The organism is Streptomyces sp. NPDC006283 (assembly GCF_040613325.1).
Taxonomy (GTDB): Bacteria; Actinomycetota; Actinomycetes; order Streptomycetales; family Streptomycetaceae; genus Streptomyces.
On record NZ_JBEXRZ010000087.1, the window covers coordinates 1 to 13,477 of the forward strand.

Sequence of the window (13,477 nt, forward strand, 5' to 3'; positions counted from 1 at the left end):
GCCCCGACGCTCGGGCGCCGGGGGCGGCGGCGGAGGCGCGCCCCACTGCTGCTGCTGGGGTGCCTGAGGCTGCTGCCCGGCCGCGGGGGTGTGGGTGAGGGCGAGCTGCGTCACGGCTTCACCTCGGCAGGCAGGTCGAGCTTTGCCCGCGCCGCGTCGGTCAGCGGCTGACCGTTGTAGCCCGTTGCGTCGAGGAGTTGATTCGACAGGCGGTCGTTCACGCGCTTCTGCTTCTCCAGCTCCTCGCGAAGCCGGGCGACAGAGGCACGCTCCGGCCGCTGCGAGTCGAGCCGCGCGCGGAGATCGGCGATGGTCTGCGCCTGTACTTCGAGGCGCTGCTCGCGGTTGTCGAGGTCGGCTGCCATGCGCCGCTGGTTGGACAGGGCCGCTGTGGCGGTGGCTTCAGCGCGGTCAGCGCGGCCGCGGTAGTGCTCGGCCCGAGCGATGAGTTCCGCCTCGCGTGTGGTCCGTCGGGGGAAGAGGAGTGTCGCCAGCCAGCTCACTGGGCACCGCCGGAACGCTCGCCATAGATCCGGCGCCCGAGACTGTCGAGGGTCTCGGCCTCGCCCGTCTCGTTCTGGACCGTGGTGCCGAGCATCCGGAGATTGCCCAGCTCGTAGCCGATCTGCTGCAACCGGCCCTGCGACGTCTTGGGATTGAGGATCTCGTCGCGGTACGACTCGGCGGACCGGGCCGGGGCCTCGTTGCCACGCTCGATACGGTCGGCGTCCGGGTCCTTGTCGTGCGTCGGCGTCAGCCCGAAGCCGAGAAGCAGCGTCCTCAGTGCGACGGACTGCGCCTTCGTCGTGGACTTGTCGGCGGTGTCGAGGGCCTCGCCCATCGTCTGGAGGGTGAGCGTGTCACCCATCGGCCCCATGATCGTCCAGGTGACGAGCACGGAGCACTCCCGCATCTTGCCGCCGTTCTTGGTCGACTTCTCCCCGTAGGTGGCTTCGACCTTGGACGACATGACATTCACACCGTGCTTCAGCGTGACGGGGCCGAAGACGTTCACAACGGTGTCGACGCCGCGGAAGTTGAACTTCGTGCCGAGGGCGTTGTACAGCTCGCCCTTGCCGATGGCGCGGATCTCGCGGCGGACGCGGAGCCAGGCGACTCCGACGGGCACCATGTCGGGGTCGTCATCGCCCGGCTCGTAGTCGGCCATCGGGTCCGGCGCCGGTGCGTAGTCCTCGACGGCCGGGGCCGCGGCGGAGTCCTCGGCGGGCGGGGTGTCGGTGCGGCCGGCGGCAGCGGCAGCGCGCTCAGCAAGAGTCGTCATGCGGTGTGCTCCTCACGGACAGAGCGGGGGATGTTGATCTGGCGGTAGGTGCGGTCCTCGACGCAGTCCGCGTAGGCCTCGGGCCAGCGCTCGGCGAGGCGGGCGGTGTCCGTCCACTGCTTCGAGCGCTCGTCGAGGGACACGAAGGTGCGGTCCAGGACCGTGGCTGCTTCGGCGCCGCCGAGGCCGGAGAGGATGCGGGCCTTGGCGGCCTTCTTCCGCTTCTCGGCGGCGGTCATCTCGGCGTGGGCGTCGAGGTAGTCGCCGATGGCGTCCTGGGTGTCGACGTCGCGGGTGATGTCGATGGCCCCGGACCGCTCGGGGTGCAGCTGGTCGTACAGGTCGAGGAGGACGTCCGGGTCGGCGTCGGCGGCGAGGACCGGGGGCCGCCGGTCGGTGATTTGCTGCCAGGCGCGGGCCCCGGCGGCGCGCAGGTCGGCGATCAACTGAGCGTGGTCGGCGACGCGGACGGTGAACTGGCGGAAGTCGTTGCCGCCGATGAGGCAGCCGACGTGCATGTGGTCGTAGCCGCAGACGTCGGCCTGCCACAGGGTCTGGGCGAGGACGTCGTCCGGGACGCCGGTGCGCCACTGTCCGGCCTTCATCTTGTCGCGGCACTTGATCTCGACTGCGCAGCGTTCGCGGTTGTCGGCGAGGGGGCATTCGAGGACGCGCCGGTCGAGGGTGCACATCTGCCACGGCCGCTCGGTGTTGGCGACGAGGCCGACGCGGCGGACCACGGAGCGGTTCCTCCTCGCCCACTCGCGGGCGACGGTCTCCTCGTTAAGGCGTCCCCACAGGGCGGGTTCGGAGTCGTCGCCTTCGAGGGGCAGGCCGCCGGTCTTGTCGTGGTAGACGGAGAGGGCGTTGCCGTAGCGGCTGATGCCGAGGACGGCGGCCATGTCGCTGGAGCCGAGACCACGGCGGCGGGCGGTGAGCCAGCTGGCGCGGTCGGCGTCTGCGGGGAGGATGAGGCGGCCGGTGGGGGTGACCTTCCGGCCGGCGGCCGGGGCGGGTGCCCCGGCCTGCGCGGTTGTCGTCATCGGGCATCGCCACCCTCGGCGGTCGCCAGCGCCTCGATGGTGAAGCTGCCGCCGTTGTTCATCCCGGCATAGATGCAGCCGTGCATCTGCTCCAGGTCGACGTAGACCTCCCGGTCACGGCTGAGCAGGTAGCGGCCGATGTCCTTGTGGATGTGCTCGGCGAGGCCGTCGGCGGTGACCGCCCACACGGTGAGCGGCGCCGGGGCGGGGCTGCCGTTGCGGCCGCCGTTGCGGCCGACGCGCTCGTAAGTGACGCGGTACAGGGTCTGCGTCGCGCCCGGCGCCTCGGCCATCTCCTCGAGGGAGGGGGTGATGATGGCGGCCTCGGGGTCGCGCGGCTCGTTACGTCCGGCCTGCCAGTCCGGGCCGAGCTTCAAGGCCATCTCGGCGCGGTCCTGCTGGGCAAGGCGTTCGGCGCTCATGAGGCCCTCCGGTTCTGCTGCGACGACAGCGCCACCGGCTCGGCCAGCTCCCGAATTCGGTCGGCCAGCGCGTAGCACTGCACGCCGTACACCGGGATCCGGGTCGCGAGCCGGTCGACGAGCTCCTCGACGAGCAGCTGCTCCCGGGCATGTCCGTCGTGCGCCGCGGCCGTCTCGTACATCTCGGCGATGTCGCAGAGGTCGGAGTGCAGCGCGCCCTGTGCCAGCTCGACGACGAGGTCTGTCACGAACGCGGTCACGTCGAGGGTGATGCCGGTCGGGATCTTCCCGACCTGGATCGGGTACGGCCCGTCAACGGGCTTGTTCGGATCGGTCATCGGTCGCTCCTGATGGTGCGGAGGTAGGCGACGGCGGCGGGGCCGTGGCGGTGGATCGCGTGGCCGAGGGCCGGGATGCCGCGGAAGACGAGCGCGGCGGCCAGGCCGTAGAGGACGAGGCCGATGGAGATCCAGAGGAGGACGCGCATCACCCCTGCACCTCCGGGAGGTCCCGGCCGAGCCGGTAGTCGTGGTGCAGGCCGTTCGGGTCCTCGACGGCGGCGCGCTGCCGGGCCAGCAGGCCACGCAGCGACTGCACCTGCCGCGACACGTCCGCCGGCCGTGGCGGCAGTTCGATGACCGACCCCGACGAGACCTGCATCGCCTCCGGGGTCAGCGAGTACGCGATCGGGTCCTCGTCGACGGTGCGGGTCGAGCCGGCGCCGACCGCGGCCTCCAGCTCGGCGATACGGGTCCGCAGCTTGGCCGCGCGCTGCCGCGCCAGCTTGGCCGCGAACCGCGCCCGCTTCGCGTCCTGCTCCTCTTCCCAGCGGGCGAGGCAGGCCCCGGTGAGGTCGTTCCGCAGCTGCTCTACTTCGGCTGCGTGCTCGGGGCTGTTGAGAAGTCCGGCCGACTCGATCGCGAACGCGATCCCCATCGGCGTGCGGTCCTGCGTCTGCGCCGCGCAGATCACTCCGGCGAGCGCGTTCAAGGCGCGTGTCCTCATGCCGCCACCGCCAGGCCGGCCACCGAGGAGGCCCGGCAGATGCCCTTCACGGACACGGTCACGTCCCGCCATGTCACGGTCAGCGTCGCGGAGTACTTCCGCACGCCGTCGCTGGCCTGGAACACGAACTCGGTGGGCTCGCCGCCGAGGACGTCGGCGTACGCGCCGATCACCGGCCGCATGTCCACGTCGTCGTTGACCGTGTAGCCGGACAGGCAACCGGAGTTGGACAGCTCCCAGTCGAGGAGCGGCAGGTGCGGGTTCTCCTTGAGGAGCTGCACCAGGGCGGTGGCGGGTGCCACCTGCGGGATAGGCTTGGTGTTCACGGTGACCTCGATTCCTTGTCTTGAGGTGTGCCGGTGGGGTCGTCCCGGGGCTTGGGGTTTCGGGGCGGCCCCTCTTACGTGTGGTCAGGCAGCCCGCTGAATGCGGGTGCTGACCCGAGCCCGCGGCACCTCGAACAGGGCACGCAGCGCGATGCCCTGCTCCGGTGTCAGCGGGGGTGCGGCGGCCGCGCATTCGCGGATCGCCTTCACAGCGGCCGGTCCCAGGCGGCGCTCGGCAGTGGCGCGGTCGAACACGGGGCTTGTCATGCCGTCACCGCCAGCGTCGGGCGGGTGGCGCCGGACTCGGCGCGCTCGAGCGGGATGAAGAGGACCAGGACGTCGACGCCGATCGAACGCGCTATCTCGTGCGCGGCGTTGGCGGAAACGGATTCCTGGTCACCGGTGAGGAGGTTGCCGATCGTGCCGTGCGGTACGCCGGCCTTGTCGGCGAGCTTCCGGACGCTGACCGGGGCTCCGGTGCCGGTGCGCTGCATCAGCATGCGCAGGAGGTCTGCGCTGACCAGCTTGTAGAGCGGGGCAGGTGTGTTCACGTCCACCTCGTGCGTTGATTCATTGCACTGCTTGGATGACCTGAGCATTGCACAGCTTGGACGGATCGTCCAGCGTCTTGGATCGACTGTGGGGATTCGGTCAAAACCGTGAGGCGGTCTGGCGCGGGTCATCCATTTGAGTGGACACTCTGTCCAGCGGGCGGGATGACCTGCGCTCGCTACCAGGGGGAAAGCACTCACGCCCCGTTGGTCACATGGACACCCGACGGCCCATGACATGACACGGAGTGGCAGGATGAGCCTCATGGCGGCTGAGAAAGGCGCGCCCGCGCCCACCGAGAGGCACCAGCTCGGGGACCTCGTACTAGACCGTAAGAACGCCCTTCGGCTGAGCTACGAGAAACTCGGGGCCCGGTGCGTCGACCCGGTGACCGGGGAGCAATCCGTCAAGAGCAGTTGGCTCCATCGCCTCGCCACCCGGCTCCCTGTCCAGGCGCCCGACGTTCCAGCGCTGCGTGGGATGGCCGCCGGCCTCGAAGTGCCGCTGCGCACCGTGCAAGACGCCGCCGCTGCCCAGTTCTTCGGAATGGACACCGTCTATAGCGGTGACGCGAGCGTGCGCGCGATCGTGCCTCACCTTGACGGGATGAGCCCGGAGGACGTCCGGAAGATCAAGGCCCTGATCGAGGCCTACCGGAACGGCTGACTCCCTTTCCCTCTGTCCACGCAAAGTAACCCGCATATGCCACCTAGTGAAATCCCATTTCGGCGTGCATGATGGGGATCCGCCTGGGGGGTGGATTCGGCCAAACCATTGCGCACTATCGTTCGAACTGGTGTGCGCATGGGGGCGCGCGGACAGGGAGGACGACGTGACCAACCAGAACGTGATCGAGACCTACTATCGCTTCGCCGAGCCAGGCGAGTTGCCGCCCGGCCGGGTCGTGGACATCGTCCCCACCGACGACCCCACCATCATCGACGTCGTCGTCTGTCCCGGTCACGCCTCGCTTGAACTGCTCAAAGAGATGACCGAGCAGCAGCGCAGCGCCTTCCAGACCGGCCAGTGGACACGCCTCGAAGACACCCCCGCCAACCGCATTCACCCCAACCGCGTGTTCGACGCCTGCTGGGAACTTGCCCCCGCGCACAAGGTGCCGGCCGGGGTCCACTGCGTCTCCGTCGAACGAGTCGGCCGCCACGCGTGGCTGGTTCGCGAGGGTGAGGCCACGCCTCAACTCGTCGCCGAAGTGAGCGTTCTGCTGCGCCGCATGGTCCGCTCGGAGATCTGGATCCAGCGTGGGACCGGCAGCACCGACCCCAAGTCAGACGGCGACTGAGCGCGGCTCGCACCGCTTGCACTCCGACAGTGGCGAGGCGGCGCCGAGGCTTCCATGAGGAGTCGAAGCGCCGCTGAGCTGCAGCATTAGAACAGCTTTTCGTCCGGCTTTGATCTCGCCGTGGCCTGCGCCGTCCTCGGCGCGGCCGAGCGGATCGACCCGCGCCAGATCGCCGATCTGGTGCTGATCGGGGAGCTCGGGCTCGACGGCCGGGTCAGACCGGTGCGCGGGGTGCTCCCCGCCGTGCTCGCGGCGGCGGAGGCTGGGTACGAACACGTCGTCGTGCCCGAGCAGACCGCCGGCGAGGCCGCGCTCGTACCGGGCATCTCCGTCCTCGGGGTGCGGAGCCTGCGTCAGCTGATCGCCGTGCTCGCCGACGAACCGGTGCCCGAGGAGGAGGCGGTGGAGGAGGGCAGGCCGGACGCCATGCTGGCCGGGCTGCTGGTGCCGGGCGCCGGCGTCGGCACGGGCCTGGCGGCGGATTCGGCGGACGGACCGGACCTGGCGGACGTCGCCGGGCAGCACGCGGCGCGCACCGGTCTGGAGGTCGCCGCGGCCGGCGGCCACCATCTGCTGCTGTCCGGGCCGCCGGGCGCGGGCAAGACCATGCTGGCCGAGCGGCTGCCCTCGGTCCTTCCGCCGCTGACCCGGCGGGAATCACTCGAAGTGACGGCGGTGCACTCGGTGGCGGGCATCCTGCCGCCGGGGGAGCCGCTGGTGCGCACGGCGCCGTACTGCGCACCGCACCACTCGGCGACGATGCAGTCTCTGGTGGGCGGAGGCAACGGCCTGCCGAAGCCCGGTGCCGTCTCGCTCGCCCACCGTGGGGTGCTGTTCCTGGACGAGGCCCCCGAGTTCTCCGGCAAGGTGCTGGACGCACTGCGGCAGCCCCTGGAGTCGGGGCATGTCGTGGTGGCGAGGAGCGGGGGAGTGGTGCGGCTGCCCGCCAGGTTCCTGATGGTGCTGGCCGCCAATCCGTGCCCCTGCGGGCGGCACAGCCTGCACGGAGCAGGCTGTGAATGCCCCTCCTCGGTGATCCGGCGCTACCAGGCCCGGCTCTCCGGACCCCTGCTGGACCGCGTCGACCTGCGGATCCAGGTCGAGCCGGTGAGCCGCTCGGACCTGCTCGGCCAGGGTGGTCGCGGCGAGACCACCGCGGTGGTCGCCGCCCGCGTGCGGCAGGCCAGGGACCGCGCGGCGGCCCGCTTGGAGGGCACCCCCTGGACCGTCAACAGCGAGGTCCCGGGCCACGAACTGCGGACCCGGTGGACGGTGGCCCCGGGCGCGCTCGCGGCGGCCGAACGGGACGTGGAGCGCGGCCTGCTCACCGCTCGCGGCCTGGACCGGGTGCTGCGCGTCGCCTGGACCGTCGCCGACCTCGCCGGCCGGGGCCGCCCGGACGCCTCCGACGTGGCGCTGGCGCTGGAGCTGCGGACCGGGATCGCGAGGGGTGTTCCAGCGGGTGTGGGCTCCGGTGCGGGGACGCGGTCGTGAGGCCGGACAAGGCCGGGGACGCGGTCATGACGCCGGACGGGGGCGGTACCGGAGCCGGGTGTGCGGGGGAGCGTGAGCGGACGGCCCGGGCCGCCTTGACGCGGATTCTGGAGCCCGGGGAGGAGCACGGCGGGCGGTGGCTCCGCGAATTCGGCGCCGAGGGTCTGCTCGGCCTGCTGACATCACGGAACTGCCTCGAGGGTGTTTTGACGGGCGCGACCGAGCGACGTATCCGCGGGCTGCGCGCCCGCGCCGTCGGGGTGGAGCCGGAGCGCGACCTGGACGCCGTCCGGGCACTCGGCGGCCGGTTCATCGTGCCCGGCGACACGGAGTGGCCGAGCCAGCTGAACGACCTGGCGGACGCCAGACCCGTCGGACTCTGGGTGCGAGGCCTGCCCGACCTGCGGAAATGGGCGCTGCGTTCGGTCGCGGTGGTCGGGGCGCGGGCGTGCACCGCGTATGGGGCGCACATGGCGGCGACGCTGGGCTCCGGACTCGCGGAGCGCGGTTGGGTCGTGGTGTCGGGAGCGGCGTTCGGGGTGGACGGCTCGGCGCACCGTGGGGCACTCTCCGCGGGCGGCGCCACGGTCGCCGTCCTCGCCTGCGGTGTCGACGTCGCCTATCCCCGTGGTCACGGCACATTGATCGGACGCATCGTCGAACAGGGCCTGGTCATCGGGGAGTTGCCGCCGGGTGGTCATCCGACGCCCAGCCGGTTCGTCCTGCGCAACCGCGTGATCGCCGCCCTGACTCGGGGCACTGTCGTCGTCGAGGCCGAGCACCGCAGCGGCTCACTCGTCACGGCGCGCAGCGCCCAGCGCCTCGGCCGCTACACGATAGGAGTACCGGGCCCGGCCACCAGCGGGCTCTCGGCCGGGGTCCATAACCTGCTGCGGGGCGAGGGCGTACTGGTCACGGACGCCGCGGAGGTGGTCGAACTGATCGGCGCCATGGGAGAACTGGCCCCCGCGCACAGCGGCCCTGTGCTGCCCAGGGACCTGCTGGACCCGGTCGCCAGACGGGTGCTCGAGGCGCTTCCGGCCCGGGGCGCGGTCAACGGGCAGGACATCGCACGCGACGCGGGGACGACAGGTGACGAGGCCCTCGGCAAGCTGTACGAACTGCATTCACTCGGATTCGTCGAACGGGCCGGTGAGGGATGGAGGTTGACGATCACGGCCAAGCGCGGTTCGAACGTGCGGCGAGGCGGTGCTTGACCTCGGGCATTCGGGTGAAAAGGTGTTGGCGATGACCTTCGGAGTGCGGTCGGCGGCGCCTGAGGGGCCGGTGCGCATGGCATCGGCCCCCGTTCGAAGGTGTGGACGAGGACGAATACCCGCGCAGGTTCGTTCCCCCCGCCTTCGCCCACCGCGACCGCGTAGTCACGCTACGCTCACCGGGTTCCGGCCCCCAGACGGCCCCCTCCCACACTCCTCACAGCAGAACGGCTCAGGCAACGCATGCCCCAGCACACCTCCGGGTCTGACCGCGCGGCAGCGCCACCCGCTGCCCGTGGCACCGTGCGGCCTTCCGCACCCTCGTCGCTCGAGGAGTTGTGGCGGTCGTACAAGGCCACGGGTGACGACCGCCTGCGGGAGCAGCTGATCCTGCACTACTCGCCGCTGGTCAAATACGTCGCCGGCCGGGTCAGCGTGGGGCTGCCGTCCAACGTCGAGCAGGCAGATTTCGTCTCCTCCGGGGTCTTCGGTCTGATCGACGCCATCGAGAAGTTCGACATCGAGCGGTCGATCAAGTTCGAGACGTACGCCATCACCCGGATCCGCGGCGCGATGATCGACGAACTGCGCGCCCTGGACTGGATTCCCCGCTCCGTGCGGCAGAAGGCACGGGCCGTCGAGCGCGCCTACGCCACGCTCGAGGCGCAACTGCGACGTACCCCGTCCGAGACCGAGGTCGCCGCGGAGATGGACATCTCCGTCGAGGAACTGCACGCGGTTTTCAGCCAGTTGTCACTGGCCAATGTGGTGGCGCTGGAGGAGCTGCTGCATGTGGGCGGTGAGGGCGGCGAGCGGCTCAGCCTCATGGACACACTCGAGGACACCGCCGCCGACAACCCGGTCGAGGTGGCCGAGGACCGCGAACTGCGCCGGCTCCTCGCCCGTGCCATCAACACGCTGCCCGACCGCGAGAAGACCGTCGTCACCCTCTACTACTACGAGGGCCTGACGCTGGCCGAGATCGGCCATGTCCTGGGCGTCACGGAGAGCAGGGTGAGCCAGATCCACACCAAGTCGGTGCTGCAGCTGCGTGCCAAGCTGGCCGACGTGGGACGGTGACTCTGGGCTCGCCCGGGGCGCATCCGTAAAGTGGAGGCGTGCCCAGGATTCGAGCGGCCTCCGTGGCCGAGCACCGGACGATGCAGCGAGGCGCCCTGCTGGACGCCGCGCGTTCCCTCCTGTCCGAAGGCGGTACGGAGGCGCTGACCTTCCCCGCTCTCGCCGAGCGCACCGGCCTGGCGAGGTCCTCCGTCTACGAGTACTTCCGCTCGCGAGCGGCGGTCGTCGAAGAGCTCTGCGCGGTGGACTTCCCCGTCTGGGCGGCCGAGGTCGAGGCCGCCATGGGGCGTGCGGAGACACCGGAGGGCAAGGTCGAGGCGTATGTGCGCAGGCAGCTCGAGCTGGTCGGCGACCGGCGTCACCGGGCTGTCGTCGCGATCTCCGCGAGCGAGCTGGAGGCCGGGGCGCGGGAGAAGATCCGGGCCGCGCACGGCGGATTGATCGCGATGATCGTGGAAGCCCTGGGCGAACTGGGCCAGGCCGAGCCCCGGCTGGCGGCGATGTTGCTGCAGGGCGTGGTGGACGCCGCGGTCCGCCGTATCGAGCTCGGTGCGGCCGAGGAGCCGGACGCCATCGCGGAGGCAGCCGTCGCCATGGTGCTGCGAGGCGTACGGGGCTGAACGCGGCCCCGCCCGTGGGCGGACGGCGAGGTCGCCCTCCCCGCAAGGACGGGGTCCAGGTTCCGTACCGACGGCGCAGGCCGCAGTACGTCGCGATGCAGACGGCTACCAGGAGCCCGGCGTGGAGCGCTTCCGGGACACCGGCGACAGCGGTGACAGCGGCCCGCTCCACCGGTGCCGGCCCGGCCGCGGGGAGGGGGACGCCGAACACCGGCAGGAGCCGGGACGGAGCGCGGCGCAGCATCCAGGGCGGCAGCAGCGACAGCGGATCCAGATACGCAGTGCCGCGGCGCAGCCCCCAGTGCATGCAGTTCGAGCAGTGCGAGGCCGCCGGTTCCACGGTGGCGACGACTTGGCCGGCACTCACTTCCGTGCCTTCGTCGACCAGCGGACGAACCGGTTCGTACGTCGTGCGCAACGGCGGTTCACCCGTACCGGTGAGACTGATCGTGAGCACGCCCCGGCCGGCGACGAGCCCCGCGAAGGAGACCGTGCCGGACGCCGCGGCCCGCACGGGCGTACCGCGCGGCGCGGCCAGATCCACCCCGCGGTGCCCCGGCCCGTACGGGGTGTCCGGCGGCTGCCACCCGCGCACGACCAACGGCCTGGGCGGCCCGACCGGCCAGCTCCGTCCCGCAGCCCGGCCGCCGGCCTCCCGGCGCGCCCCGTCCCGGTGGCGCCCCGGCGCACGGACGCCGGCGGGGTGCAACCGGCCGGCTTCCGGGCGATCGGGCGGCCTCGCGGCGGCTGTTCCGCCGAGCCCGTCGCCCGCGCGCGGCCTGAGTTCGCTGGCCCGCGGCGCGGGACCGGCCGCGTCGAAGGCCCCTGCCGGCGAAGTCGACCGGGCGCCGCTCGTGACGGGCTGTGCCGCCGCGGGCAGTACCGCAACGGGTGGTCCCGCCGCTGGCATGCCCGCCGTGGGCAGAACGACGAGCAGGACGAGGGCGAACCACCGGCGGACCGCCGACGGGGAAAACACACGGTTCATGGGCGAAACGCTCCCGCGAACGAGGGCACTCTCGCTGATCATGGTCCGGATCTGTGGACAAGCGGCCGGTTGTGGACAGCGCCGTCACCCGGCACGTCACCGGTCCCGTACACTTCTTCTGGCGATCCGGGTCACCGGGTCGACTTCGCACGCCCCGCCACCAGACCTTTCGCGGTCGGTGGCCGCGCTCCTCGGTCCCTTGTGGCACGGCGCGTATCGGGGCGTCAGGACATAACCGAGAAAAACAAGGAGATACGGCCATGGCCGTCGTCACGATGCGGGAGCTGCTGGAGAGCGGCGTCCACTTCGGTCACCAGACCCGTCGTTGGAACCCGAAGATGAAGCGCTTCATCTTCACGGAGCGCAACGGCATCTACATCATCGACCTGCTCCAGTCGCTGTCGTACATCGACCGCGCCTACGAGTTCGTCAAGGAGACCGTCGCGCACGGCGGCTCCATCATGTTCGTCGGTACCAAGAAGCAGGCCCAGGAGGCCATCGCCGAGCAGGCGACGCGCGTTGGTATGCCGTACGTCAACCAGCGCTGGCTGGGCGGCATGCTCACCAACTTCTCCACCGTCTACAAGCGTCTGCAGCGCCTCAAGGAGCTCGAGCAGATCGACTTCGAGGACGTGGCTGCCTCCGGTCTCACCAAGAAGGAGCTCCTGGTCCTCTCCCGCGAGAAGGCCAAGCTGGAGAAGACCCTCGGTGGTATCCGCGAGATGCAGAAGGTGCCGAGCGCCGTCTGGATCGTCGACACCAAGAAGGAGCACATCGCCGTCGGTGAGGCGCGCAAGCTCCACATCCCGGTCGTCGCGATCCTCGACACCAACTGCGACCCCGACGAGGTCGACTACAAGATCCCGGGCAACGACGACGCCATCCGCTCCGTCACCCTGCTCACCCGCGTGATCGCCGACGCCGTCGCCGAGGGCCTCATCGCCCGTTCCGGCGTCGCCACCGGTGACTCCAAGCCGGGCGAGAAGGCCGCCGGCGAGCCCCTCGCCGAGTGGGAGCGCGACCTCCTCGAGGGCGAGAAGAAGGCCGACGACGCCGAGGCCAAGCCGGCCGAGGCTGCCGCCGAGGCTCCGGCCGCCGAGGAGTCCGCCGAGGCTCCGGCCGAGGCCGAGAAGCCGGCCGCGGACGCCGAGCAGGCCTGACCTCACAGGTTCGGTTGCTGACGGCGGGGGACGGTGCCACAAGCACCGCCCCCGCCGCTCACCCGTAGATCTTCGACTTTCGACTTCGAGAGAGATTCAAGGACATGGCGAACTACACCGCCGCTGACGTCAAGAAGCTCCGCGAGCTCACCGGCGCCGGCATGATGGACTGCAAGAAGGCGCTGGACGAGGCCGACGGCAACGTCGACAAGGCCGTCGAGGCCCTGCGCATCAAGGGCCAGAAGGGCGTCGCCAAGCGCGAGGGCCGCTCCGCCGAGAACGGCGCCGTCGTCTCTCTGATCGCCGACGACAAGACCTCCGGTGTCATCGTCGAGCTGAAGTGCGAGACGGACTTCGTCGCCAAGGGTGACAAGTTCCAGGCCGTCGCGAACGCCCTGGCCGCGCACGTGGCCAAGACCTCCCCGGCCGACATCGAGGCCCTGCTCGCCTCCGAGATCGAGCCCGGCAAGACCGTCCAGGCGTACGTCGACGAGGCCAACGCCAACCTCGGCGAGAAGATCGTCCTGGACCGCTTCGCGCAGTTCACCGGTGGCTACGTCGCTGCGTACATGCACCGCACCATGCCCGACCTGCCGCCGCAGATCGGTGTCCTTGTCGAGCTCGACAAGGAGAACGCCGAGGTCGCCAAGGGCGTTGCGCAGCACATCGCCGCCTTCGCGCCGAAGTACCTCTCCCGCGAGGACGTTCCGGCCGAGGTCGTCGAGGCCGAGCGTCGTGTCGCCGAGGAGACCACGCGCGCCGAGGGCAAGCCCGAGGCCGCTCTCCCGAAGATCGTCGAGGGTCGCGTCAACGGCTTCTTCAAGGAGGCCACCCTCCTCGGCCAGCCGTACGCGCTCGACAACAAGAAGTCCGTTCAGCAGATTCTGGACGAGGCCGGCGTCACCCTGAAGCGCTTCTCGCGCATCAAGGTCGGCATCTGAGTCCGTACGACGCGGACACCGGACCCCGGTAGGGTCTGAAGCAGTCG

17 protein-coding genes and 2 pseudogenes are annotated in these 13,477 nt (G+C 70.8%); 8 read left to right on the forward strand and 11 right to left on the reverse strand.

Annotation, left to right across the window (positions count from 1 at the left end):
• Positions 1-110: 110 nt before the first annotated feature.
• From ABZ070_RS19345 to ABZ070_RS19390, 10 genes are all read right to left on the reverse strand, one after another.
• Positions 111-365, reverse strand: a complete 255-nt coding sequence (locus ABZ070_RS19345) for a hypothetical protein (protein ID WP_356635379.1) — start codon at positions 363-365, stop codon at positions 111-113.
• 134 nt (positions 366-499) lie between these two features.
• Positions 500-1,282 (reverse strand): ERF family protein, encoded by a 783-nt coding sequence (locus tag ABZ070_RS19350; RefSeq protein ID WP_356635381.1) that lies wholly within the window; start codon positions 1,280-1,282, stop codon positions 500-502.
• The gene (locus ABZ070_RS19355) at positions 1,279-2,325 is read right to left on the reverse strand and encodes a lambda-exonuclease family protein (protein ID WP_356635383.1); all 1,047 of its coding nucleotides are present in this window, start codon (positions 2,323-2,325) and stop codon (positions 1,279-1,281) included. Before ABZ070_RS19355 ends, ABZ070_RS19350 begins: the two co-directional genes overlap by 4 nt.
• A complete protein-coding gene (locus tag ABZ070_RS19360) occupies positions 2,322-2,747 on the reverse strand; it encodes a hypothetical protein (RefSeq protein WP_356635385.1) in 426 nt (141 codons plus the stop codon). The genes ABZ070_RS19355 and ABZ070_RS19360 overlap by 4 nt, the downstream gene beginning before the upstream one ends.
• The gene (locus ABZ070_RS19365; protein WP_356635387.1) at positions 2,744-3,085 is read right to left on the reverse strand and encodes a hypothetical protein; all 342 of its coding nucleotides are present in this window, start codon (positions 3,083-3,085) and stop codon (positions 2,744-2,746) included. The genes ABZ070_RS19360 and ABZ070_RS19365 overlap by 4 nt, the downstream gene beginning before the upstream one ends.
• Complete coding sequence (locus ABZ070_RS19370; RefSeq protein ID WP_356635389.1) at positions 3,082-3,234, reverse strand: hypothetical protein; 153 nt, start codon at positions 3,232-3,234, stop codon at positions 3,082-3,084. The genes ABZ070_RS19365 and ABZ070_RS19370 overlap by 4 nt, the downstream gene beginning before the upstream one ends.
• Complete coding sequence (locus tag ABZ070_RS19375; protein ID WP_356635391.1) at positions 3,234-3,752, reverse strand: hypothetical protein; 519 nt, start codon at positions 3,750-3,752, stop codon at positions 3,234-3,236. Before ABZ070_RS19375 ends, ABZ070_RS19370 begins: the two co-directional genes overlap by 1 nt.
• On the reverse strand, positions 3,749-4,078 hold the full coding sequence (locus tag ABZ070_RS19380) for a hypothetical protein (RefSeq protein ID WP_356635393.1): 330 nt from the start codon (positions 4,076-4,078) through the stop codon (positions 3,749-3,751). Before ABZ070_RS19380 ends, ABZ070_RS19375 begins: the two co-directional genes overlap by 4 nt.
• An 84-nt stretch (positions 4,079-4,162) precedes the next feature.
• Positions 4,163-4,345 (reverse strand): hypothetical protein, encoded by a 183-nt coding sequence (locus ABZ070_RS19385; protein ID WP_356635395.1) that lies wholly within the window; start codon positions 4,343-4,345, stop codon positions 4,163-4,165.
• Complete coding sequence (locus ABZ070_RS19390; protein ID WP_356635397.1) at positions 4,342-4,629, reverse strand: helix-turn-helix transcriptional regulator; 288 nt, start codon at positions 4,627-4,629, stop codon at positions 4,342-4,344. Before ABZ070_RS19390 ends, ABZ070_RS19385 begins: the two co-directional genes overlap by 4 nt.
• Positions 4,630-4,885: 256 nt before the next feature.
• Between ABZ070_RS19390 and ABZ070_RS19395 the strand changes: the two genes are divergently transcribed.
• The 6 genes and pseudogenes from ABZ070_RS19395 (at position 4,886) to ABZ070_RS19420 (ending at position 10,341) form a co-directional block, all read left to right on the forward strand.
• The gene (locus tag ABZ070_RS19395) at positions 4,886-5,296 is read left to right on the forward strand and encodes a hypothetical protein (RefSeq protein WP_356635398.1); all 411 of its coding nucleotides are present in this window, start codon (positions 4,886-4,888) and stop codon (positions 5,294-5,296) included.
• Between the two features lie 166 nt (positions 5,297-5,462).
• A complete protein-coding gene (locus tag ABZ070_RS19400; RefSeq protein ID WP_356635400.1) occupies positions 5,463-5,930 on the forward strand; it encodes a hypothetical protein in 468 nt (155 codons plus the stop codon).
• Between the two features lie 102 nt (positions 5,931-6,032).
• Positions 6,033-7,424, forward strand: a pseudogene (locus ABZ070_RS19405) (ATP-binding protein); the annotation flags it as partial.
• Between the two features lie 26 nt (positions 7,425-7,450).
• Positions 7,451-8,641 (forward strand): DNA-processing protein DprA, encoded by a 1,191-nt coding sequence (gene dprA, locus ABZ070_RS19410; RefSeq protein WP_356635432.1) that lies wholly within the window; start codon positions 7,451-7,453, stop codon positions 8,639-8,641.
• 243 nt (positions 8,642-8,884) lie between these two features.
• The gene (gene whiG, locus ABZ070_RS19415; RefSeq protein ID WP_356635402.1) at positions 8,885-9,721 is read left to right on the forward strand and encodes an RNA polymerase sigma factor WhiG; all 837 of its coding nucleotides are present in this window, start codon (positions 8,885-8,887) and stop codon (positions 9,719-9,721) included.
• 62 nt (positions 9,722-9,783) lie between these two features.
• Positions 9,784-10,341 carry a helix-turn-helix domain-containing protein gene (locus ABZ070_RS19420; protein WP_356635434.1) on the forward strand — a complete coding sequence of 186 codons (558 nt, stop codon included), beginning with the start codon at positions 9,784-9,786 and terminating at the stop codon, positions 10,339-10,341.
• 184 nt (positions 10,342-10,525) lie between these two features.
• Here ABZ070_RS19420 and ABZ070_RS19425 read toward each other — a convergent pair.
• A pseudogene (locus ABZ070_RS19425) lies at positions 10,526-11,251 on the reverse strand (M23 family metallopeptidase); the annotation flags it as partial.
• Positions 11,252-11,589: 338 nt separating this feature from the next.
• Between ABZ070_RS19425 and rpsB the strand changes: the two are divergent.
• Together rpsB and tsf are read left to right on the forward strand one after the other, a co-directional pair.
• A complete protein-coding gene (gene rpsB / locus ABZ070_RS19430; protein WP_356635404.1) occupies positions 11,590-12,489 on the forward strand; it encodes a 30S ribosomal protein S2 in 900 nt (299 codons plus the stop codon).
• Positions 12,490-12,593: 104 nt separating this feature from the next.
• A complete protein-coding gene (gene tsf, locus ABZ070_RS19435) occupies positions 12,594-13,430 on the forward strand; it encodes a translation elongation factor Ts (protein ID WP_356635406.1) in 837 nt (278 codons plus the stop codon).
• Positions 13,431-13,477: the final 47 nt, after the last annotated feature.

Bases quoted from the DNA above. Each gene is read 5' to 3' on its own strand.
- ABZ070_RS19370 (WP_356635389.1), bottom strand. From the start codon at position 3,234: ATGCGCGTCCTCCTCTGGATCTCCATCGGCCTCGTCCTCTACGGCCTG.
- whiG (WP_356635402.1), top strand. From the start codon at position 8,885: ATGCCCCAGCACACCTCCGGGTCTGACCGCGCGGCAGCGCCACCCGCT.
- ABZ070_RS19365 (WP_356635387.1), bottom strand. From the start codon at position 3,085: ATGACCGATCCGAACAAGCCCGTTGACGGGCCGTACCCGATCCAGGTC.
- ABZ070_RS19385 (WP_356635395.1), bottom strand. From the start codon at position 4,345: ATGACAAGCCCCGTGTTCGACCGCGCCACTGCCGAGCGCCGCCTGGGA.
- ABZ070_RS19350 (WP_356635381.1), bottom strand. From the start codon at position 1,282: ATGACGACTCTTGCTGAGCGCGCTGCCGCTGCCGCCGGCCGCACCGAC.
- dprA (WP_356635432.1), top strand. From the start codon at position 7,451: ATGACGCCGGACGGGGGCGGTACCGGAGCCGGGTGTGCGGGGGAGCGT.
- ABZ070_RS19355 (WP_356635383.1), bottom strand. From the start codon at position 2,325: ATGACGACAACCGCGCAGGCCGGGGCACCCGCCCCGGCCGCCGGCCGG.
- rpsB (WP_356635404.1), top strand. From the start codon at position 11,590: ATGGCCGTCGTCACGATGCGGGAGCTGCTGGAGAGCGGCGTCCACTTC.
- tsf (WP_356635406.1), top strand. From the start codon at position 12,594: ATGGCGAACTACACCGCCGCTGACGTCAAGAAGCTCCGCGAGCTCACC.
- ABZ070_RS19395 (WP_356635398.1), top strand. From the start codon at position 4,886: ATGAGCCTCATGGCGGCTGAGAAAGGCGCGCCCGCGCCCACCGAGAGG.
- ABZ070_RS19345 (WP_356635379.1), bottom strand. From the start codon at position 365: ATGGCAGCCGACCTCGACAACCGCGAGCAGCGCCTCGAAGTACAGGCG.
- ABZ070_RS19360 (WP_356635385.1), bottom strand. From the start codon at position 2,747: ATGAGCGCCGAACGCCTTGCCCAGCAGGACCGCGCCGAGATGGCCTTG.
- ABZ070_RS19375 (WP_356635391.1), bottom strand. From the start codon at position 3,752: ATGAGGACACGCGCCTTGAACGCGCTCGCCGGAGTGATCTGCGCGGCG.